Origin of the sequence: Neobacillus sp. PS2-9 (assembly GCF_030915525.1) — a bacterium.
Classification (GTDB): domain Bacteria; phylum Bacillota; class Bacilli; order Bacillales; family Cytobacillaceae; genus Neobacillus.
In genome coordinates, this window is sequence record NZ_CP133269.1 from 83,501 (window position 1) to 104,931 (window position 21,431).

A 21,431-nucleotide genomic window follows, 5' to 3' on the forward strand; every position below is an offset into this window, starting at 1 on the left:
TCTCCCCTCGTGTTACCATTCCTTTGGTTCATAGTTAAGTTCAAGGAATAATTGATTGCATTCTTTTTTAGATAAATCGCGCCATTGTCCAACTGGTAAATTTCCTAAATGGATATTCATGATTCGAGTTCGCTGAAGTCTAACCACTTGGTAACCGAGAGCTGAACACATCCGCCGAATTTGGCGGTTAAGCCCCTGAGTTAAAATAATTTGAAAGACGTACTTAGATAGCTGAATCACCTTACAAGGAAGTGTTTTGGTATTAAGTATCTCTACCCCACCAGACATCCTCTTTAAAAATTCAGGGGTAATTGGCTTGTCCACAGTAACAATATACTCTTTCTCGTGTTTATTTTCCGCACGTAATATCTCGTTGACGATATCACCATCGTTCGTAAGCAGGATTAACCCTTCTGACTCTTTATCCAGTCGCCCAATATGAAAGATCCGTAATGGATGATTAACGAAATCAACGATATTACCCTTTACATGACGTTCGGTTGTACTGGTAATACCAACAGGCTTATTTAGAGCAATATATACATAATTGTTTGTGACCTTAATGGGATTGCCATCAATTCTTACATCATCTCCAGGCTCAACCTGGCTGCCGATTTGTGCCACCTTCCCATTAATGGTGATTCTACCCTCACTAATTAATTTATCCGCTCCACGCCTTGAAGACTTTCCAGATTCACTAATAAATTTATTAATACGCATAGTACGACACACCCTTAAGTGGTAATTGTAGATTTAAGAATAACGAACAATGGCTGGATTTTCAAGCTTCCCACTGATTCCTACCACCCTCTTATACACGAAAATGTCATTTGAATCAGGTCAGGCCTCATAGTATAGTTAAATTAGTAGATTAATAGTAAGTGGTACCCTAATTGACTATATGCCAAGGAGAATTTGAATGGAAGAGATTTCTTTTCGAACAAAGATTTTTATTGGGGAACATGCGTTAGATCGACTCAACCAAATAACAGCGGAACGAATCTTTATTGTTACCGACCCTTTTATTGAAAAGTCTGGAATGACAGCAGAAGTGACTAATCGACTTCAGTCTAAAGATAATGAGTATCAAATTTTCAGTGATATCGTACCGGATCCTCCGATTGAAACAGTGGCAGCAGGAGTAAAAGTGATTCAGGAGTTCAATCCTAGTGTTTTGATAGCTATTGGCGGAGGCTCAGCTATTGATGCAGCCAAGGCGATGAAGGATTTTGCAATTAGATTATCACCACAGCAAAAGGATATGAAATTCATTGCCATTCCGACAACAAGCGGCACAGGAACAGAAGTGACGTCCTTCTCGGTTATTACGGATGAAGTAAATCATGTGAAGCATCCACTCGTTTCTGATGCTTTATTACCAGATGAGGCAATTTTAGATACCCATCTTGTTAAGTCTGTACCTCCAACGGTTACGGCCGACACAGGAATGGATGTCTTAACCCATGCCATTGAGGCATATGTATCAACGAAGGCAAATGATTTCTCAGATGCTTTTGCCGAAAAAGCTGTCCAGCTTATTTTTGATTATTTACCGCGCTGCTATAAGGACGGTAATGATTTAGAGGCACGTGAAAAAGTCCATCACGCTTCGTGTTTAGCAGGATTAGCTTTTAATATGGTTGGATTAGGAATCAATCATAGTATTGCCCATGTGTGTGGTGCACAATTTCATATTCCACATGGAAGAATGAATGCGCTTTTACTCACTCCTGTTATTGAATATAATGCTGGGCTGCAGGGGCTGACTCACCAATCTTTTAGTGCAGCAGCAAAAAAATATGCACAGCTTGCTAGAGTATCTGGTCTGCCAGCGGCCAACGTTCGAGTCAGTATTAATAGTCTGATTCAGCATATTAACCAATTAAAAAGAGAGCTTCAAATGCCAACAAGCCTGCGGGCATGCGGTCTGAAAAAGGAACAAGTGATGGCAGCCTTGACTACGATCAGTGAAGCAGCATTGAAGGACGGTTGTACGGCAACCAATCCAAGAATTCCAACAAACAAAGAAATCGAAACCATCGTTGAAAAGCTCTACTAATTTTTTTAAGCATCCCTACAGGGGGATGCTTTTTTTTCTTTTAAGGGTGTTTTTATTATATAGGCTAAGTTAAAGAACAATGTTGATTTATATACCCTGTTGATTGGAGCGGAAGGCGTGAAGACTCCTGTGGGAGTACGGTTCAGGGGAGACCCCGCAGGTGCTTTTCTCCGAGGAGGCTCGCCGAAACGCCCACGAACCGCTCGCGACTGGAGCGGAAATCAACAGGCAATTTTAACAAAGCCATCATAAAAAAACAGAGTGTCGAATGATTCAAAGACTATTTTACTATTTTTTTAAAAAAATACTAAAAAACTACGAATTCTCCTCCAAATTCTGACAAAAAAATAAGTTCTAAAATGTTAACTTATTAGTAATTACCATTAGTGAGGAGATAGATATGAAAAAATTATCAGTCATTTTTGTACTCTTATTTAGTATCTTTTTCTTTAACCTGCCGCACTCAGAGGCTGCAAGTTCGCAATTACTTATTATCAACAAGAAAACAAACACCCTAGCATTTTACGATAATGGGAAGCTAGTAAAAACATTTAGGGTAGCTACAGGGAGGTCAAGAGATTTAACCCCTGAAGGTAAATTTAGGATTGTAACAAAGATTAAGAATCGTCCTTATTACAAGGGAGGAATTCCTGGAGGAGATCCACGTAACCCATTAGGTGATCGATGGATGGGGTTAGAAGCAAGAGGTACATATGGTACAACGTATGGTATCCATGGTAACAATAATGAAAGCTCTATTGGAAAATATGTAAGCTCCGGCTGTGTACGAATGCATAATGAAGAAGTTCGTTGGCTGTATGAGCAAGTTCAACTTTATACAACGGTCATTATCACTTATTCTAGCAGTAGCTTTGATGCGATTGCTAAAGCGAATGGGTATTCAGCAACAACAAATGGTTGGGTCTTGAATGGTGGGAAATGGTACTACTATTTGAACGGAACAGCTAAAACCGGTTGGTTATCACAAGGCAGCACATGGTACTACTTTGACGGTTCTGGTGTCATGAAGACTGGCTGGGTATTAACAAATGGAAAATGGTATTATCTTGATAAAAGTGGAGCTATGAAAACGGGTTGGGTATACACTGGTGGAAAGTGGTACTATCTAGATTCTTCAGGTGCGATGAAAACCGGTTGGTTGCAGGAAAAAAACAATAGGTACTATCTAAGTAATTCGGGGGCTATGGTTACTGGTTGGCTAAAAGATGGTGCTGTTTGGTACTATTTACAGAATAGTGGTGCTATGAGAACTGGTTGGATGCTTGATAAAGGTAAATGGTATTACTTAGAAACAAGCGGAGCAATGAAAACAGGCTGGTTAGAAATAAATGGTAGTAAGTATTTCCTAAACAGTGACGGAGTTATGGGTATAGGCTGGAAGGAAATTGAAGGAAAATGGTACTATTTCAACACATCTGGTTCAATGGCGGCTAATACAGTAATTAACGGTTATAAACTTGGTGCTGATGGATCATGGATTCAAGTTGAGTATGTGGCATTAGGGGATTCCCTAGCAGCTGGAATGACTCCATTGGGAGAAGATAAAAAGCCGGTAAATGGAGTTGACCCAAATTGGGGATATCCGAACTATATTGCAGAGAAATTTGCAAAGACCTATCAATTAATTGACTTCGTAAACTACGGAGTTTCTGGTTATAAAACAGATGATGTAATTGCAGATTTAGGTAAAGCAGAAGTTCAAAAGGAAATTAAAGAAGCAACACACGTGACTATTGATATCGGTGCAAATGACTTGCTTCCAGTGATTCAAACCAAACCGGCAGATGCACCAGCAACAATAGCTACCATTGCCGCAAAGTTAAATGGTATTTTAAGCACTATTGACGCGTTGAATCCAAAAGTTAAGGTATATGTAATGGGCTATTACAATCCATTCCCATATGTAACTGATGTTCAACAAAAAGCACAATTTGAACAATTATTAACAGCAATGAATGGACAAATTCAGGCACAGGCTGTTAAGAATGGTGATACATTTGTGCCGACGGCTCAAGTGATTAATACCGCTAATTTCACGGAATACCTGCCAAACCCACAGAATATTCACCTAAGCGTAACAGGCTATCAAGTGGTAGCAGGCGAGTTCTGGAAGGTAATGCAGTAATCAGAGAGTAGGATAAAGGCAAAGGCACCTTTTAATGAAGGTGCCTTTATTTTTTTGAGTTGGATTCTTTTTGCATTTAAGTAATATTTGTAACAATACTCTATTGTTTACAGATTTGTATACACGTGTACTTTTTGTAAACAAAATGTTTACAAATACGTTTACATGTTTACAAACCTGTTTACTTCCCAGTAAATCAACATGTGTACAATCTTGTAATTCGTGTATACAAAAAAGTATACATGTCTACCAAAGTTTACATATTGTTTACTTCTTTACACTTATATTTCTTTTCTGCCTGTGTCATTGAACAATCTATTAATCTCCTTTAGCCTTATAGAAAGTAACTAGATTTTGAGAATAAATCTATTAAATGAAAAGGAATGATGTGTATGACTAAGTCCAGAATCGCTGCAGTAGATGTGGGAAATGACTCCATTAAGGCCCTTTTCGGCGAGTTAGAGTATGAATTAAATATTCCAAACATTATAGCTAGAGACACAGAGGATCGCCCTGTCATTGGGATAGAAGAACTCGATAATAAAAACCCTTTAGATGGCATTCATATTAAGGTACACTCCCCTGCCCTAAAGGAGAATAATGCCATTTACCGTATCGGTCACCTTGCTACGAAAAGTAATAACGCCACTGAATTAGACCCTGGCAGCAGTAAATCTGAAGAAGATCAAACCCTTGTCATGTTGTTTGCTACTTTGGCATTGGATGCAGTGCAGGAAAGTCGCCCTTTTTCAAAAACAAAGAATGTCATTGATGCGAACTATACATTAGGAACCGGTCTCCCCCTTCGTGAGGTAAAGGAAGGGAAAGATGCGGGGTATCGCTCCAAGTTAATTGGTTCCGTTCACCAGATTGAGTTTCTTGTGACACCAAAATACCAAGGACTAAAGGTGAATATAAAATTTGATGAGGTAAAGGTTTATCCAGAAGGATTTGCCGCCTATATTAACTTAGTAATGGATAATGGTGGAAAAATCATTAATAAAGACTTACTCGATAAACGGATTTTAATCCAAGATATCGGCGGCTTATCCACTGATATCGCTGTGATTAAGAATCGAAATGTTGATGATGATAAAGCCCAGGGCTTTAACCTAGGAGTGTCTGAATCACTAGAAGCAATTCGTGAAGAGATTCGAACGAAGCATGGCGTTGAGCTCGACAGCCGCCGCGATGTCGTGGAAATTATCACGAAGAAAAATGACCGCAACCATATTATGGTGAAAGGAAGCCGGACAAGTGTGCATGACATTACAGATCGGATTTTGCTCGATTTAGCCAAAAAGCAGTACCGTTTATTACGTAATGTATGGCAGCGGAATTCCCAAACGGAAATCTGTTATTTTGTTGGCGGCGGGGCCAATGTGTTAAAAGAATATCTTAAGACATTAAATAACAATTTGGACGGGTACAACATTGATTTCTTTGAGGATGAAAAAGAAAGCATTTGGATGATGGCCAATGCGTATTACAAACTAATTATGGATTTTGTAAGAAAATCAGAGAAACAAAAAGCAGCTACAGATAAAGCACCAGTAAAAAGTTAATAAGGTGATTCTATGAAGAAAGCTGCCGCAAATGAAATTAAGAGGGGCCAAGCGATTTCCTTTCGCGTCCCCTCTGATACCCCAGAACATATTGTTAAGCATTTGCAAAAAATAAAAGAAACCGAACGAAGGAATTTTTCCAGTAAAATTGCCGAATTCGTAATGCAAGGTGTGAGCCACTCTTCTTCAAGGGAAAAGGAGACCATTACGATTCCCCTTCCCCACAAATTGACGAAGGCCCAAAGGGACTGGTTGAAGCATGAGCACTCGGAGGCCTTGCTGGGAAGTATTCTTTTTCAGCTCATTTCGGACCCTGTGCGGGCGACGTCGTTACTTGCATCTTTAAATAGCCAATCGCTGGATATTGAGGAAGCCCTATATCTTCAGGAAAAAATATTTCCCGAGAAACAACCAATTTCTACAATTGAGGTTGGTGGTTTTAAAGAAACCGCGGCGGCTGTAGAAGAAGCACCCCCACCCATCGATTTGAGTGATATGGATGATGATCTCAATGACTTTGATTGGGAAAGTGCGAAACCAATAGAAGCACCACCGGTTGTGGAAGATGAACCAGATGAAGAAGATGATGTCGAAGACCTGCTTGGCGGGTTTTTGGCTAATATGAATAAATGATGGAGTCAAGCGGCCAGACCTTTCACAGAGGGTCTGGCCGTTTGCGTTTACCGGATTAGTGCTGTTTATTTGGCAGTCGTTGGCTTTGATGTGCCCTGCTTTGACGTTCCTTATTTTTCTCATCTTTTTGCTGTTTTTCATGTAAATCTTCAACGAATTCATGCGTACTCTTGTTATCCATCTGCAACATCCTCCTTTTGTAAACTGAACCATTGTTAGTGTGACCAGATGCAGAAGAAATATGTAATCATCTACATTCACCCAAGTTTAAGAAAAATGTTGGATTGAAATGGAGTCTGGGGTCATATGAATAAATAATAGGGATTTCCTACTGACAAGCAAATTTACTTGCCATGAGTGTTGAATAAACATTATATTCATAGTGGAAACATACGCCAAAAATAAATCTATGAAACTATTAATAGAGGAACAGGGTGGTGGGTTGATGGAGCTGCCTGCTAATATTGTCCGCGCCGACGGTACATTAAATGATGAATTAATTTTGAAAAAAGAACAACTCTATAAAGGGATGAATGGAAGGTTTGTAGAAAGATTTTATTTGTCTCCAACGGTGAGCTATATTTTTAAACCTTTGACGAATAATGGTCAATTAGGGCAGGAGGTGTGGGTGCATGAGAATGTCCTCCTCCAATTCCCTGCTATTTTCCCAAAAATTATTTCACATACGATCAGCGAGCAACCAGAGTTAAATTGGATGATTCTTGAGGACCTTGGCGCACTCACCCACAACTTTAATGAGGAAAGTGTGTTAGGTGTGATGAAGTGGGTGGCTTGGTGGCACTCACTCCCGATTGAAAACCTCTCACATGTTCCTTCAGCAGGACTGAAGCCTCATTTTGAAGACATCATAACAGATGTGCTTCACATGAAGCATGCCTTCATGCAGCAATTGTCAGGCTTGTCATTAGACCAGCGATTGGTCGAGCTAGTGTACACGACTCTCGAGAAATTTGAGTTTTCCAAGAGGGTTGTTTTATCCCATGGAGATCTGCATGTTGGGAACTTTGCTGTTGTTGATCAGCGATTGATGATCCTGGATTGGGAGCACACACACTTAAATACGCCTCACTGGGATTTGTACCATGTCATTGATATGTCTCATCCTCTTTTTCCGAAGAGAATTACGCCTCAGTTTCGAGAGCAAATCCTGAGTGCGTATATGGCCCAAGTTGAATTCGCAATAGACGAAGAGCAGTTTTTAAAGGAATATTATTTATTCTCTGCTGTATTCTCTGTTTGGATGCTTCTTCTTATTCAAAAGGATTTACATGCAGAGGATGCCAAGTGGCCAAAAGAACAATTGGAGCGACAATTAACAGAGACGATTTTGAGTCTGGAGCAGTGTGCTGCCGCTCTTTTCATATGCGAAAAAAGCTAACCCGTTTGTTGTAAATGGGTTAGCTTTCTTTTTGTTTTATGCTTTTTGTTCGGTTAGCTTGATGATTTCGATGACTGTTTGGGTAGCCTTGATCATGTTATCGACGGAAATGAACTCAAATTTGCCGTGGAAGTTTTCGCCACCGGTAAAAATATTTGGTGTGGGTAGTCCCATATAGGAAAGCTGTGAGCCGTCCGTACCGCCGCGAATTGGTTTGGTGATTGGCTCAATGCCTAAGCTCACCATTGCTTCGTGGGCAATGTCAACGATTTCCATGACCGGTTCAATTTTTTCCTTCATGTTGTAATATTGATCATTCAGTTCAAGGGTGATGTTTTCTGGACCATATTTCTCTTTTAACTCATTCACGATGCCTTCGAGGGTGGCCTTTCTAGCATGGAAGGTTTCGCGATCATGGTCACGGATAATGTAGTTCAGCTTTGTAAGCTCGACATCACCGGTAAATGAAATCAGATGGTAGAAACCTTCGTATCCTTCTGTATGCTCTGGCGCCTCCTCTACCGGTAGCTTGCTATGTAATTCCATGGCGATTTTCATGGAGCTAACCATTTTGTTTTTGGCTGATCCTGGGTGGATGTTGTTGCCCTTGATAGTAATCTTTGCTCCGGCAGCATTAAAGCTTTCGTACTCTAACTCCCCTAACGGACCGCCATCGACCGTGTAGGCATGCTTTGCATTGAACGCCGAAACGTCGAACTTATGTGGCCCCCTGCCAATTTCCTCATCCGGTGTGAACGCAACGCGGACTGCACCGTGCTTGATTTCTGGATGGTTGATGAGGTACGCCATAGCTGTCATGATTTCGGTGATGCCCGCTTTGTTGTCCGCACCAAGAAGGGTTGTGCCATCTGTGGTAATTAATGTGTGTCCTTTATAGGTAGGCAGGCTTGGGAAATCTTTTGGTGACATGACTACATTTAGTGCTTGGTTTAAGATGATTTCACCGCCATCGTAGTTTTCAACGATCTGCGGGTTGACGTTTGTTCCAGTGAAATCGGTTGCTGTATCGACGTGTGCAAGGAAGCCAATGACAGGAACTGCTGGTTTCTCGGTGTTGGCAGGTAAGGTCGCCATCACGTAGGCGTTCTCGTCGATTGTTACGTCCTGCATACCGATGGATTTTAATTCGTTGACGAGCATGTGGGCTAATGTCCACTGACCCTCTGTCGATGGACAGGTCTCGCTGCTCTCATTGGATTGTGTGTCGATCTTTACATAGGAAGTAAATCTTTCAATAAGCTCATTTTTCAATTCACTGCACTCCCCTTTTTAAGTATGATTCAAGGTTATCATACCACTTTCTGGGAGGGGTTACATCATATTGTGGGTGTGTGGATGGGGTGGATTTTGGGTGAGGCGATATGAGTTACTGTCGGATAAGTTCCCATTACTGTCGTATGAGATTGGATAACTGTCGCATAAGAACCGTTTACTGTCGGATAAGGAGAAATAACTGTCATAGGCCGATTTAACTGACGTATGAGCCCAAGTTACTGTTGGATAAGGTGGAGAAACTGACGTATGAGCCCAAGTTACTGTCGGATAATAATATTCCCTTTCTTACTTACGTCACTAAGTTTGATCTCATATGTCCTGTTCCGAAAAGTTCCTGTGCTCGGCCAATCCATGCTTGTTAAAATCCGCTTTGCAAGCTGCATATCATCTACCCCCAAAAACTCCCTACACTCCCGATTCGTAATCGTCCTCTTAAAAATCAAAAACCACTCCCTTAAATTTCGCTCGTGGGCCAGGTGATCGGTTGCCTCACAAAAAGGGCAATACCACGTTCGAGGCAGCTTCACCATCCCTATCCTGCCGCACCTCCCACACCTTACGCCTGGTTTAAAATCCTTCAATGGAATACCATATGCTTCAGAAATGGGCTTAGGAATAAAGGGTTGATGGCTGTGGAGGAGTTCAGCCGAAAGCCAGTTAAATGTTTCGTGATCTAACTTTCTTCCTTGTTGTGGAAGACTTCGTATATATGGTGGAATCAAGCTGGGGAATAACAGTTTTGTTTTCACTGGAGGAACAGCAACGATTTGTTTGGGGTACGCGAGGACGACCGCACCGTAAATGGGGAGACGGATGTTTCGACAACGTAGCCATGTCCCCAATAAATCATGATTACGTTCCAGTTGAACAACGGGGCTCTCGAAGCCATCCTTATGCCCATCCTCCTTGGTTCGAATCAACTGTGGCGGATTATCCTTAAATTCCAGTTCCCCGCTAATATTTTTCACCTCTAAAAGCACACCAAACCAAGGTGTCAAAGCAACAGTGTCCATTTGGAAATTCTCATTGGATGAGGGGGATAAATCGTGGAATAAGTGGTTGGCAAATGAAAAGCTATGCCGGCGGAAAATCTCAGCAACGCGTTCCTCCCCGCCAATTCCTGCCTCTACAGAAGACTGTTTAGCTGCCATAACTGGGAGCAACGGATGGCCAGCAGATAAACGGCTCTGAGCGGCAACTAGCCCTTCTAGTGTTAAAGAGTGATCTCTATTCTTCATACAAACGATACGTCACCTCCGAAAAATAAACCTTACATTATGATCGTATCACTTTCGAACATCCCATACTATGACCAGCACAATAAATACAAATTTTTGTAAAAAATTAAGGTTGACCACCATTGACCACTGTAGTCAATCAGAGTAGAATGTAGTTGACTCCAGTGGTCAACGCCTTACAAGGAGGACTCAAGTATGTATTCCAAATTTCTCAACCTCGATTCAGATAAACAAAATCGAATTATTAATGCCGCAATCAAAGAATTTGCTCAAAAGGGATATAGCAACGCCTCGACCAATGAAATTGTGAAGGAAGCAGGCATTTCAAAAGGGTTGCTGTTTCATTATTTTCAGAACAAAAAGCAGCTATTTCTCTTTTTATTCGATTCTTCCGTGGAACTCATCACGGATGACTTTTACAAAAAAATCGATTTATCAGAAACAGACTTCTTTCAGAGAATCCGCCAGTCCATTTTAATCAAAATGGAACTCCTGGCCCAATACCCTGACCTCTTTAATTTTGTCGAAAAAGCGTATATGGATGATGCTGCTGACATACAAGCAGAGATGCAGAAGAAGGTCAGAGAACTAAATCACATCAATATCGGAAAAATTTACGAAGGCATTGACATTTCCAAGTTTAGGGACGACATCGATATTCAAAAAATCTTTAAGATTATTACCTGGACCTTTGAGAAATTGAGTGACGAGGAACTTTACAAAGCAAAGTTGTTACCTAATTATGAAATTGATTATCAAAAGGTCCAAAAGGAAGCAGAAGATTATTTTGAAATACTCATTAAGTGCTTTTATAAATAGGGGGTTGTGACGATGAATGTGATTGAAATTAATAATCTGACAAAGATGTATGGAAAATCACGAGGCATCACCGATATTAGCTTTCATGTGGAGGAAGGCGAAATCTTCGGCTTCATTGGGCCCAACGGTGCAGGAAAATCAACCACCATCCGAACACTGCTGTCGCTGATTTATCCAACCAGCGGCAGTGCGACCATCTTTGGGAAGGATTGCGTTAAGTTTGCCCCGGAAATAAAACGGGAAATTGGCTACCTTCCATCAGAGGTTTTTTACTATGACAATATGAAAGTAAAGGATCTATTAAACTATTCAGCTAGTTTTTATAAAAAGGATTGCAGTAAGAGAATCAAAGAATTAGCGGAAATCATGAACTTGGATCTGAATAAAAAAATCGATGACCTTTCTTTAGGGAACAAAAAGAAGGTTGGAATTGTCCAGGGACTGCTCCATGAGCCAAAGCTTATCATCTTAGACGAGCCGACGAGCGGCCTAGACCCACTTATGCAGCAAAAATTCTTTGAATTGCTGGAGGAAGAAAATAAAAAAGGAGCAACGATTCTTTTTTCATCACATATCCTTAGTGAAGTTCAGAGACTATGTAATCGAGTTGCTATCATAAAAGAAGGGAAAATCGTAACCGTCGAAAAGATTAGTACCTTAAAGGAAAATACCTACAAAAAGTTCAAAGTTGAATCAAAAGTCCTACAGGACCCTGAGTATTTCAATATCAGTGGTGTCAATAATTTAACCGTAAAGGACCACGTGACGAGCTTTATTTTTAAAGGAAATATTAATACCATCATGAAAAAGATAGCGGATATTGAGATTGCGAATCTTTGGATCGAAGAGCCAGATCTTGAGGAGATCTTTATGCATTACTACGAAAAGGAGGCGTAAGGAACGATGAATATCTTTTTCCATGAATTAAAAGCCTATCGGAAATCGACGATTATTTGGACGGTATCGTTAATTCTGGTTACCCTGCTGTTCATGTCTATGTTCCCTGCGTTTGCGCGTGATGCCGAGGAGTTCAAAAAGCTTTTGGAAGGTTATCCTGAAGGGGTAAGGAAAGCAATCGGTTTGAATCTGGAAAATTTGTTTTCTATTCTCGGATTCTATTGTTACGCCTTATCGTTTATCACCCTTTGCGGTGCCATTCAGGCTATGAATCTCGGAACGTCCATTATCAGCAAGGAGGTCCGTGAAAAAACGGCTGACTTTCTTTTAACGAAGCCAGTTACAAGGACAACGATTGTAACATCTAAGCTGTTGGCGGCCTTCTCGTCCCTCGTCATAACAAATATAGTTTATATTGCGGCTGCGGCAATCATTGCATCGCAAGTGAAGACGGAGGATTTCAGCTTAAAACTACTAATCTTGCTGTCACTTACTGTCTTTTTTATTCAACTGATCTTTTTGGCATTAGGAATCATTCTTTCGGTTGTAGTCCCTAAAATTAAATCCGTGTTGACGGTATCTCTTAGTACCGTGTTTGCCTTCTATTTTTTAGGCATGCTTAGTGCGACTTCAGGAGAGGAAGGAAAACGATACATTTCTCCTTTTAAATATTTTGATACGGCCTATATCTTAAAACATTCAGCATATGAAACATCGTTTATGTTCACGGGATTGATGGTGATTGTGGTGGCCACCTGTGCGAGTTATTTTGTTTATTCCAAAAAGGATATCCATGCTGTTTAAGGTAAATGGAGGGATTAACTCATGAATATTTATCGAAAAGAATTAAAATCTCACCGGAAATCGCTATTCTTTTGGTGCATTGGAGTCATCCTCATGGTGGCATCGGGTATGAATAAATACTCTAGTTTGTATTCGTCAGGGCAATCGATGAATGACTTGATGGCGGATATGCCTAAGTCCATGCAAGCCATCATGGGGGTTGGTGCCTTTGATTTATCCAAGGCGAGTGGGTATTATGGCATGCTGTTTTTATATTTGGTTTTGATGTCTTCCATACATGCTGCGATGCTTGGGGCTACTATTATTGCTAAGGAGGAACGTGATAAAACCTCGGAGTTTTTATTCGTCAAACCCGTATCGAGGGAAAAAATCATTACGGCCAAGCTGTTGGCTGCCTTCACGAATATCGCCATTTTTAATCTCGTTACGTTTGCATCATCGGTCGTCATTGTCGGGAAAGTCAGCGACGGTGAAAAGATAAACGGGGATATCGCGATAACCATGCTGGGCATGTTTATATTGCAGCTGTTGTTTATGGTCATTGGCAGTGCCGTTTCTGCCTTTAAAAAGCGGCCGAAAACAGCAGCATCCTTGGCTACAGCCATTCTTTTGCTTACATTTGTCCTCTCGATTGTGATTGACTTAAATGAGAATCTGGACGCGCTTAAATACCTGACCCCTTTTAAATATTTCGAAGCAAAGCATATGATGGTTGGTGATGGGCTGGAGGTTGTATCTGTTGTTCTATCACTCATTATCACTGCAGTCCTTACTTATGGTACCTTTGCTTTTTATAAAAAAAGAGATTTAAACGGGTAAAACTCCCCCCTTCCTTTTATTCATTTAACAATAGTGTTAATATAAGAAAATGAATTGGAAAAAGGAGGATAAATACATGACACAACATGAAAACAATACACTACCACCAAAATCATGTTCCGTTGAGCGTTTAGTGACAATGGAAGAAGATGTGAAAAAGGTTTTAGCTGGTGAAAAGACAGCGACTCGCAGAAATGGAAGATACGCGGATCCAGGTGAAATTATGACTCTTGAGGGCCGTCAATTTGTCGTTGATAAGGTGTACTCACAGAGTTTAGGTGAATTAACTGACGATGATGCTCGCCGCGAGGGCTTTAACAATGTGGAAGAATACAAACAATCCATCTTAAGCATCCATCCAGGAATGCCATGGCTGCCGCAAATGCGCGTATGGGTACATGAATTCAGCCCAGTTCAAGAATAATATGATTAAAAAGAGACTGCCAGATCAGTCTCTTTTTTTATGCCCTAGGTGAGTTAATGTTAAATTTGATCTTGACACTCTGTTGATTGGAGTGGAAGGCGCGAAGACTCCTGCGGGAGTAGCGGTCTCGGGAGACCCCGCAGGAGGAACGACGAGGAGGCTCCCGGAACGCCCGCGGAAAGCGAAGCGCCTGGAGCGGAAATCAACAGACACTTTATAGTACAGAACAAATATTTCTAGAGTCTAATTATTTGTTTAATAAAGGAAAACAAAACTATAATAGCATTATTAAAGTTGGCTGACAGGTTGGGGTGGAATCATGAAGTTTCTTTCAAAATACACAAAGAAATATTGGAAAACCTTTTGTTTAGCAGTCTTATTTCTCACCTTTGAGGCGGTCAGTGACTTGCTGCAGCCCACGATTATGGCAAAAATCATTGATGAGGGAGTAGCGAATAGAGACATACATTATATATTAAAAATGGGTGGACTGATGCTGTTGATCACTGCCTTTGGTGCAGTGAGTGCATCAACGAGGAGTGTCTTAGCGAGCATTGTTTCACAAAGTTTTGGAACAGAATTAAGGTCCGATTTATTTAAAAAAATCCAATCCCTTTCGTTTAAAAACCTCGATAAATTTGACCGCGCGTCCTTAATTACTCGTCTGACAAACGATGTGACACAAGTGCAGGTATTCGTTAATGGTTTGATGCGGATTTTTGTAAAAGCTCCGCTTTTAGCGATTGGCGGCTTAATAATGGCGACGCGGTTGAATTTGCATTTATCCGTTGTGTTAGCTGTGGTAGTGCCTATTGTAGCGCTATTAATTATTTTTAACCTAAAATTAGGATTCCCGCTATTTTCCAAGGTACAAATGGCATTGGATCGGGTGAATTCTGTGATGAGGGAGTATTTATCAGGGGTTCGTGTGGTAAAGGCCTTTAATCGTTTTGATGTAGAAATTAGTAAATTCAGCAAGGCGAATGATCATTTTAAGGATCAATCTGTCACAGCTAGCCGCCTTATGGCCACCTTTAGCCCGGCGATCATGCTGACAGTCAATCTGGGCATTGTTGTCGTCCTTTGGATTGGTGGGTTAGGCGTGGATTCCGGCGAAATTCAGGTTGGCCATATTATTGCTTTTACCAACTATATGACCCAAATCTTATTTTCTTTGATGATGATTTCCATGGTATTCAATATGTTTGTCAGGGCAAAGGCCTCAGCAGGGAGAATCGACGAAGTCTTTTTACTTGAAGATTCCTTTACCTGGGATCAGGAGGACATTCATAGTCAAACGGAAAAAGGAAGAATTGATTTTGAAGATGTGACCTTTGCCTACGAAGGAACAACAGGTGAACCCATTCTAAAACATATTAATCTCACCATCCATCCTGGAGAAACAGTTGGAATTATTGGTTCAACTGGTTCAGGGAAAAGTACTTTGGTTGGACTCATTCCCCGCTTTTACGACGTCAACAGTGGGACGATAAAAGTAGATGGTGAAAATATTCAACGAGTAAATCCTAAGAAGTTGAGAGAGAAAATTGCGATTGTCCCGCAGAAAAACATCTTATTCTCGGGAAGTGTGGCGGAAAATCTCCGCTGGGGAAAAGAGGATGCAACCGAGGAAGAAATGGTAGCCGCAGCATCAATGGCTGGAGCCCACGACTTTATCAATGCTTCACCTGAAGGGTATCACACAAGAATTGGCCAAGGTGGGGTTAATTTTTCCGGCGGACAGAAACAGCGGATTTCGATTGCCAGAGCGTTAATAAAAAGACCGGAGATTTTAATCCTTGATGATAGTACAAGTGCCGTGGATGTAGCAACGGAGGCGAAAATCAAAGCAGCCTTAAAAAAGTATGCTAAAGGGCTTACCTGTTTACTAATTGCCCAGCGAATTACCTCTATCATGGATGCCGATAAAATCGTTGTTCTTGATCACGGAGAACTAGTTGGGGTTGGTACCCATCAGGAGCTAATCGAGACGTGTAAAGTGTACCAGGAAATCTACCAATCTCAAATCGGCAAGGAGGGGTTGTAAGATGTCACAAGGGAATGTACAGACTGGGGACACCGCCCCTACCCCGCCGCCGATTAGACCTGGTGGCGTTGGAGCGGGTCACCGCCGTGGTCCCGTGGTGAAACCTAAAAATTTTAAAGGGACATTAAAGCGACTTTGGCATTACTTTGGAAATGAAAAGAAGATGCTGACCCTTATTTTTACTTTTATTTTAATTGACTCTGTTCTGATGCTACTTGCTCCGTTCCTTATTGGAAAATCGGTAGATGCTATGACCCTAAAATCCGGGAAAGTGGATTTTAATCTGTTAGAAGTAATGATTATCGTCCTCACCTGTGCGTATGTGGCGGATGCCATTCTTACTTTTTTACAAGGATGGCTGATGGCTGGCGTGGCTCAACGAGTGGTGAAACGATTGCGAGAGGCTTTGTTTCAAAAGTTGCAAAAGCTCCCCGTTTCTTTTTTTGATTCAAGGACACATGGAGAACTCATGAGCAGACTTTCCAATGACATCGATAATGTGAGCAATACGATCTCCCAATCGACCACGCAGCTCATGTCGGGACTGATGATTATTAGCGGTTCTCTAATCATGATGTTAATTTTAAGTCCATTGTTAACTGTAGCTAGTTTATTAACGGTACCGCTTGTTTTTTTACTAACAAGGACGATTGCCAAACGAACAAGCGTGTTATTTAAGAATCAACAAATTCAGTTAGGCACATTAAATGGACACATCGAGGAGACTATTTCTGGAATTGAAGTAGTCAAAGCCTTTAATCATGAGGAGAAGGTTATTGAAGAGTTTGATGTTGTCAATGAAAAGCTCCGTGCGGTGGGCTTAAAGGCACAAATCTGGTCGGGCTTCTTGATGCCGATCATGAATGTCATCAACAACCTTGGTTTTGCCATTGTAGCTGTTATTGGCGGCGTCCTAGCGGTTAAAAGCTTAATTACGGTTGGAGCGATTGCCAGCTTTATTACCTATTCCCGACAATTTGTTAGACCGCTAAATGATTTGGCTAACATCTTTAATATTTTGCAATCTGGTGTGGCTGGGGCGGAACGGGTATTTGAAGTCATGGATGAGCAGGAGGAGCCTGCAGACCTTCCATCGGCTGTCATATTGGAAAATCCAAAAGGTCATGTCGTATTTGAAAATGTCAGCTTTGGTTACCGATCTGATGTGCCAATTTTAAAAAATGTTAGTTTTGAAGCCCATATTGGCAGCAGTACTGCCTTAGTTGGGCCAACAGGAGCGGGAAAAACAACGATTGTGAATCTGCTGACCCGATTTTATGATGTGACGGACGGGAAAATTCTCCTTGATGGCCGGGATATTCGTGAATATACAAGAGATAGTCTGAGGAAATGTTTTGGATTTGTGCTTCAGGATACGTATTTGTTTTCAGGTACCATCAAAGACAACATTAAATATGGGAAGCCGGATGCTACCGATGAAGAAATAGAGCAAGCGGCAAAAATGGCTAATGCGGATGGGTTTATTAAGCGGTTACCACAGCAGTATGAAACGGCCCTATCAGAAAATGGAGGTAATCTAAGTCAGGGCCAGCGGCAGTTATTGGCCATTGCGAGGGTGATTTTAGCCAAACCTTCCCTACTAATCTTAGATGAAGCCACAAGTAGTATTGATACGAGAACAGAACTTCATATACAAGCGGCCTTGCTCTCCTTGATGGAGAACCGAACGAGCTTTATCATTGCCCACCGCTTAAATACCATTCGTGATGCCGATACCATCATGGTCATTGATCATGGGGAGATTATTGAAAAAGGCAACCATGATGAATTAATGAAAGCTAAGGGCCGATACCATCAAATGTTTTATAATCAATTTAAAAATGTAGAAGGTGCACTTGATTGAAAAATGGGGTAAGCTATTACCTCATTTTTTTCTGTATTCATTTTCTTAAAATAAGAAAAGGGGAAAGAAAATCTTGTAGTTTTTTGGATTTTTATGTAAAATAAGAATATTGCTATTCTAATAAATTGGTATTCTTGCTAATTAATAGAAAAGTACGAACCATACATATAGGAGGATTACTGTGAAAAAGATTTTAGCATTTACAAGTCTAGTATTCATTTTTCTATTAGCAGTGCTGCCAACAAGTGTGTCACATGCAGCGGCAGCTACGAAAGCTGAGCTTTCAGGCGTTTCTCTTTTTACTGATAGCGGTGAAGTCAAAGCTGAAAAGAAGGGTAACAACTTCGTTTTCAATTTTGTAGGAAAAAGCGGAAAATCTAAAGTTCAAAAAATTGAGTTTTATTCTACAACAGCTGCTAAAACAGTTTCTTTACTCTCGGATTCTGATGATGATTCAGATCTACAATTTGTAGACGGGAAAGCTGTTTTAGATGTTACGAAGTACAAAGGTTGGTTAAATCGTGGTAACGAGGATGACGGCCTTTATGATGGTGGAAATTACTTGTTCACTGTCCAAGACCTTAAAGATGTAGCTTCTGACGATCTACCAATCCAAGGTTTCTTAAACGACGAACTTGGAAACCAAACTACCTTTAATGTTGTATTTAATACAACTGAATGGGTAAAGAAAAACGGTCAATGGGTATTTGTTGGTACGAACAGTGACTCTCCTACTGCTTATGCAACAGGTTGGGCTGAAGACAATGGAACATGGTACTACCTTGGAACAAATGGCGTTATGAAAACTGGCTGGGTAATGACAGGCGGCAAATGGTACTTCTTAAATCCAAGTGGTGCAATGGCAGAATCAAGCTGGGTAAAATCAGGTGGTAAATGGTACTACTTAAACCAAACCGGTGCAATGGCAACAGGTTGGGCTCAGGATAAGGGTACTTGGTATTTCCTTGATAGCAAAGGTGTAATGAAAACTGGCTGGGTAAAATCAGGCGGTAAATGGTATTTCTTAAAGGCTAGTGGTGCAATGGCAACAGGCTGGGTTAAGTTATCAAACAAGTGGTACTACTTAACTGGTAGTGGTGCAATGGCAACAGGCTGGGTGAATGTATCTAATAAGTGGTACTATTTATATAGCGATGGTCATATGGCAGCAAATACAAAGATTGGTTCTTACAAAATTGGTAGGGATGGAGCTTGGATTCATTAATTAAAGACGAGGGAGTATCCTTTATAGGTACTCTCTTTTTTTTGGACAAATTTGTTAAAATGTAATAAATATGTTAAATACGTAATGTAATAGTATGCTATTATGTAAAATGGATATAATTGTAGATGAATAAATTACTATAATTGTTGATTACTTTTGTAACGAGACAAGGAGTCAAACTAATGATTAAAAAGCTTGCAGCAGCATGGATTGGCATTATCACCTTAGCTTTATTTCAAATCCCCGCAGAAGCCAATGAGTTAACACCGAGCAATTCAACTCCAAACTTACAAATTCCTATTATGAGCGATGTTCATATCAATGAGAGCATTGAAAACCGACAAATGAGATTTCAAACTGCTTTACAGGAATTCAAAATGCTTGCTCCTAATTATCAAGCACTAGCTATTGTGGGTGACTTAACTGACCAAGGACTTGATAGACAGTATGAGATATTTAATCAGATACTAAGTCGATACGGCAATCAAGATGCTGAAAGAGTTCTAGCAATGGGTAATCATGAATTCTATGAGGGCATTTATTGGCCAAAGCCTTATTTTACAGATCAGATGTTTATCGATCGGTTTATAACTAACACAGGTATGCCTGGCCTCTACTATGATAAATGGATTGAAGGCGTAAATTCTAAAAAATATCACTTTATTGTTTTAGGTAGCGAAGAATCAAAAGTCACCAATCCTAACAATCACGATTATGCTGTGTTATCTGATGAGCAGTATCAGTGGTTAGAAAATACATTAAGTGTGGAAACTGACCCAAAAAAGCCTATCTTTGTTTTTCTTCATCAGCCAATTGATGACACGGTGTATGGAAGTGAAGAATGGGGCGGTAATTTAAGGGATGGTAGATTAAAAGGAATCCTACAGAAATATCCGCAGGCAATATTATTCACAGGACATTTACACTATCTATTAAATCATCCACGTTCCGTTTATCAGGATGGCTTTACCATGGCTGATACAGGATCTCTAGCCTATACTCTTTACGAAAATGGTAATGCACCAGCAGAATTTTCACAGGGATTATTGGTAAATGTGTATGATAACAAGGTAGAAATAAAAGCAAGGGAATTTAGCAATCACACATGGATTAATCAGACTACAATTAAGTTACCTTATACAAAAACGGTGGATGATACAGAATTTCCTTACTTTAATAATTCTGATTCAGGATCAGTTAATAAGGTTACAGCAACAACAGCAACCATCTCATGGCCTGCAGCTAAAGACAATACACAGATAGATAAATATATCATCAAACTTAACGGGGAAGCGGTTCAAACACAGTATACAAAGTTTTGGGAAGATCAAAGCGATCAAGTATACTCCACTACAATAACTAATTTAACAGGAAATACAGAATATACATTAGAGGTTTCAGCTGTTGATGCATGGAATAATGTGTCACTCAATCCTTTAGAAATTAGCTTAAAAACGGACAAGTACAACGGCTGGGTCAAAGAAGGGAATAATACGTATTATTATAACTACCAAACTGGACAAAAGGTGACAGGCTGGCTAAAGGTTCAGGATAAATGGTATTACTTTAATTCGGGCGGTGTCATGCAGAAGGGTTGGATTAAGGATCTGAATAAGTGGTATTACCTTAGTGATAGCGGAGCTATGGTAACAGGCTGGCTGACGGAAAATGGTATAGAGTATTATCTCAATAATGATGGCAGCTTGAAGTCAGGTTGGTTAAGTCTCCAAAATAAATGGTATTACCTTTCATCTAGTGGTGCAAAACAAGTAGGCTGGATAAGGGATAGAGGCTATTGGTATTATCTTGACCAAACAGGTGTGATGAAAATAGGTTGGGTCTTAGATAAGGAAAATTGGTACTACTTGAAAAGCAGTGGAGTCATGCAAGTAGGCTGGTTATTCTTTAATGGAAGCTGGTACTATTTAGATATTAATGGATTAATGAAAACTGGCTGGGTTTATATAGGAAATAAGTGGTATTACCTTTATGATGATGGAAAACTGGCTGTGAATACTCAAATAGGGACTTACAAATTAGGTAAGGACGGAGCTTGGATCCATTAATTTCCGTTAGTAACAGAGAGAGTGTGCTTTTTGCATTCTCTCTTATTTTTTTGGCTGTGTTAAAGAACAGTGTTGATTTTTACACCCTGTTGATTGGAGCGGAAGGCACGAAGACTCCTGTGGGAGTATG

General features: G+C 40.4%; 18 protein-coding genes. 14 read left to right on the top strand and 4 right to left on the bottom strand.

What is annotated here, in order from left to right:
* Nucleotides 1–12 precede the first annotated feature (12 nt).
* The gene (gene rluF, locus RCG25_RS00415; RefSeq protein ID WP_308081710.1) at nucleotides 13–720 is read right to left on the bottom strand and encodes a 23S rRNA pseudouridine(2604) synthase RluF; all 708 of its coding nucleotides are present in this window, start codon (nucleotides 718–720) and stop codon (nucleotides 13–15) included.
* A gap of 199 nt (nucleotides 721–919) precedes the next feature.
* On the opposite strand from rluF, the gene RCG25_RS00420 reads away from it, so the two are divergent.
* The 4 genes from RCG25_RS00420 to RCG25_RS00435 all read left to right on the top strand — a co-directional run bounded on the left by RCG25_RS00420 (nucleotide 920) and on the right by RCG25_RS00435 (nucleotide 6,403).
* Nucleotides 920–2,059: a 1-propanol dehydrogenase PduQ gene (locus RCG25_RS00420; RefSeq protein ID WP_308081711.1), complete on the top strand. Its 1,140-nt coding sequence runs from the start codon at nucleotides 920–922 to the stop codon at nucleotides 2,057–2,059.
* Nucleotides 2,060–2,459: 400 nt separating this feature from the next.
* On the top strand, nucleotides 2,460–4,205 hold the full coding sequence (locus tag RCG25_RS00425; protein WP_308081712.1) for a L,D-transpeptidase family protein: 1,746 nt from the start codon (nucleotides 2,460–2,462) through the stop codon (nucleotides 4,203–4,205).
* 392 nt (nucleotides 4,206–4,597) lie between these two features.
* Nucleotides 4,598–5,770 (top strand): Alp7A family actin-like protein, encoded by a 1,173-nt coding sequence (locus RCG25_RS00430; protein ID WP_308081713.1) that lies wholly within the window; start codon nucleotides 4,598–4,600, stop codon nucleotides 5,768–5,770.
* A 12-nt stretch (nucleotides 5,771–5,782) separates the two neighbouring features.
* Nucleotides 5,783–6,403, top strand: coding sequence for a hypothetical protein (locus RCG25_RS00435; RefSeq protein WP_308081714.1), 621 nt, complete (start codon nucleotides 5,783–5,785; stop codon nucleotides 6,401–6,403).
* A gap of 55 nt (nucleotides 6,404–6,458) precedes the next feature.
* Here RCG25_RS00435 and RCG25_RS00440 read toward each other — a convergent pair whose 3' ends face one another.
* Entirely contained in the window at nucleotides 6,459–6,584 is a 126-nt protein-coding gene (locus RCG25_RS00440) for a DUF4023 domain-containing protein (protein ID WP_308081715.1), read from the bottom strand.
* A 264-nt stretch (nucleotides 6,585–6,848) separates the two neighbouring features.
* On the opposite strand from RCG25_RS00440, the gene RCG25_RS00445 reads away from it, so the two are divergent.
* Entirely contained in the window at nucleotides 6,849–7,802 is a 954-nt protein-coding gene (locus RCG25_RS00445) for a phosphotransferase (protein ID WP_308081716.1), read from the top strand.
* Between the two features lie 36 nt (nucleotides 7,803–7,838).
* Here the strand turns inward: RCG25_RS00445 and pepT are convergent, their stop codons facing one another.
* The gene (gene pepT, locus RCG25_RS00450; protein ID WP_308081717.1) at nucleotides 7,839–9,074 is read right to left on the bottom strand and encodes a peptidase T; all 1,236 of its coding nucleotides are present in this window, start codon (nucleotides 9,072–9,074) and stop codon (nucleotides 7,839–7,841) included.
* 281 nt (nucleotides 9,075–9,355) lie between these two features.
* On the bottom strand, nucleotides 9,356–10,336 hold the full coding sequence (locus tag RCG25_RS00455; RefSeq protein ID WP_308081718.1) for a nuclease-related domain-containing protein: 981 nt from the start codon (nucleotides 10,334–10,336) through the stop codon (nucleotides 9,356–9,358).
* Nucleotides 10,337–10,531: 195 nt separating this feature from the next.
* On the opposite strand from RCG25_RS00455, the gene RCG25_RS00460 reads away from it, so the two are divergent.
* The 9 genes from RCG25_RS00460 to RCG25_RS00500 all read left to right on the top strand — a co-directional run bounded on the left by RCG25_RS00460 (nucleotide 10,532) and on the right by RCG25_RS00500 (nucleotide 21,301).
* On the top strand, nucleotides 10,532–11,155 hold the full coding sequence (locus tag RCG25_RS00460) for a TetR/AcrR family transcriptional regulator (protein ID WP_308081719.1): 624 nt from the start codon (nucleotides 10,532–10,534) through the stop codon (nucleotides 11,153–11,155).
* A 12-nt stretch (nucleotides 11,156–11,167) separates the two neighbouring features.
* Nucleotides 11,168–12,052 (top strand): ABC transporter ATP-binding protein, encoded by an 885-nt coding sequence (locus tag RCG25_RS00465; protein ID WP_308081720.1) that lies wholly within the window; start codon nucleotides 11,168–11,170, stop codon nucleotides 12,050–12,052.
* Nucleotides 12,053–12,058: 6 nt separating this feature from the next.
* Nucleotides 12,059–12,856, top strand: a complete 798-nt coding sequence (locus RCG25_RS00470) for an ABC transporter permease subunit (RefSeq protein ID WP_308081721.1) — start codon at nucleotides 12,059–12,061, stop codon at nucleotides 12,854–12,856.
* 21 nt (nucleotides 12,857–12,877) lie between these two features.
* Nucleotides 12,878–13,675, top strand: coding sequence for an ABC transporter permease subunit (locus tag RCG25_RS00475; protein ID WP_308081722.1), 798 nt, complete (start codon nucleotides 12,878–12,880; stop codon nucleotides 13,673–13,675).
* A gap of 76 nt (nucleotides 13,676–13,751) precedes the next feature.
* On the top strand, nucleotides 13,752–14,099 hold the full coding sequence (locus tag RCG25_RS00480; protein ID WP_308081723.1) for an ASCH domain-containing protein: 348 nt from the start codon (nucleotides 13,752–13,754) through the stop codon (nucleotides 14,097–14,099).
* Between the two features lie 319 nt (nucleotides 14,100–14,418).
* Nucleotides 14,419–16,146 (top strand): ABC transporter ATP-binding protein, encoded by a 1,728-nt coding sequence (locus RCG25_RS00485; RefSeq protein ID WP_308081724.1) that lies wholly within the window; start codon nucleotides 14,419–14,421, stop codon nucleotides 16,144–16,146.
* Nucleotide 16,147: 1 nt separating this feature from the next.
* Nucleotides 16,148–18,010, top strand: coding sequence for an ABC transporter ATP-binding protein (locus tag RCG25_RS00490; protein ID WP_308081725.1), 1,863 nt, complete (start codon nucleotides 16,148–16,150; stop codon nucleotides 18,008–18,010).
* Nucleotides 18,011–18,191: 181 nt separating this feature from the next.
* On the top strand, nucleotides 18,192–19,235 hold the full coding sequence (locus tag RCG25_RS00495; RefSeq protein WP_308081726.1) for a cell wall-binding repeat-containing protein: 1,044 nt from the start codon (nucleotides 18,192–18,194) through the stop codon (nucleotides 19,233–19,235).
* Nucleotides 19,236–19,417: 182 nt separating this feature from the next.
* A complete protein-coding gene (locus RCG25_RS00500) occupies nucleotides 19,418–21,301 on the top strand; it encodes a metallophosphoesterase (RefSeq protein WP_308081727.1) in 1,884 nt (627 codons plus the stop codon).
* Nucleotides 21,302–21,431 lie beyond the last annotated feature (130 nt).

Bases quoted from the DNA above. Each gene is read 5' to 3' on its own strand.
- RCG25_RS00425 (WP_308081712.1), top strand. From the start codon at position 2,460: ATGAAAAAATTATCAGTCATTTTTGTACTCTTATTTAGTATCTTTTTC.
- RCG25_RS00430 (WP_308081713.1), top strand. From the start codon at position 4,598: ATGACTAAGTCCAGAATCGCTGCAGTAGATGTGGGAAATGACTCCATT.
- RCG25_RS00470 (WP_308081721.1), top strand. From the start codon at position 12,059: ATGAATATCTTTTTCCATGAATTAAAAGCCTATCGGAAATCGACGATT.
- RCG25_RS00440 (WP_308081715.1), bottom strand. From the start codon at position 6,584: ATGGATAACAAGAGTACGCATGAATTCGTTGAAGATTTACATGAAAAA.
- RCG25_RS00420 (WP_308081711.1), top strand. From the start codon at position 920: ATGGAAGAGATTTCTTTTCGAACAAAGATTTTTATTGGGGAACATGCG.
- RCG25_RS00455 (WP_308081718.1), bottom strand. From the start codon at position 10,336: ATGAAGAATAGAGATCACTCTTTAACACTAGAAGGGCTAGTTGCCGCT.
- RCG25_RS00460 (WP_308081719.1), top strand. From the start codon at position 10,532: ATGTATTCCAAATTTCTCAACCTCGATTCAGATAAACAAAATCGAATT.
- RCG25_RS00445 (WP_308081716.1), top strand. From the start codon at position 6,849: ATGGAGCTGCCTGCTAATATTGTCCGCGCCGACGGTACATTAAATGAT.
- RCG25_RS00500 (WP_308081727.1), top strand. From the start codon at position 19,418: ATGATTAAAAAGCTTGCAGCAGCATGGATTGGCATTATCACCTTAGCT.
- RCG25_RS00480 (WP_308081723.1), top strand. From the start codon at position 13,752: ATGACACAACATGAAAACAATACACTACCACCAAAATCATGTTCCGTT.
- RCG25_RS00490 (WP_308081725.1), top strand. From the start codon at position 16,148: ATGTCACAAGGGAATGTACAGACTGGGGACACCGCCCCTACCCCGCCG.
- RCG25_RS00465 (WP_308081720.1), top strand. From the start codon at position 11,168: ATGAATGTGATTGAAATTAATAATCTGACAAAGATGTATGGAAAATCA.
- RCG25_RS00435 (WP_308081714.1), top strand. From the start codon at position 5,783: ATGAAGAAAGCTGCCGCAAATGAAATTAAGAGGGGCCAAGCGATTTCC.
- rluF (WP_308081710.1), bottom strand. From the start codon at position 720: ATGCGTATTAATAAATTTATTAGTGAATCTGGAAAGTCTTCAAGGCGT.
- RCG25_RS00485 (WP_308081724.1), top strand. From the start codon at position 14,419: ATGAAGTTTCTTTCAAAATACACAAAGAAATATTGGAAAACCTTTTGT.
- RCG25_RS00475 (WP_308081722.1), top strand. From the start codon at position 12,878: ATGAATATTTATCGAAAAGAATTAAAATCTCACCGGAAATCGCTATTC.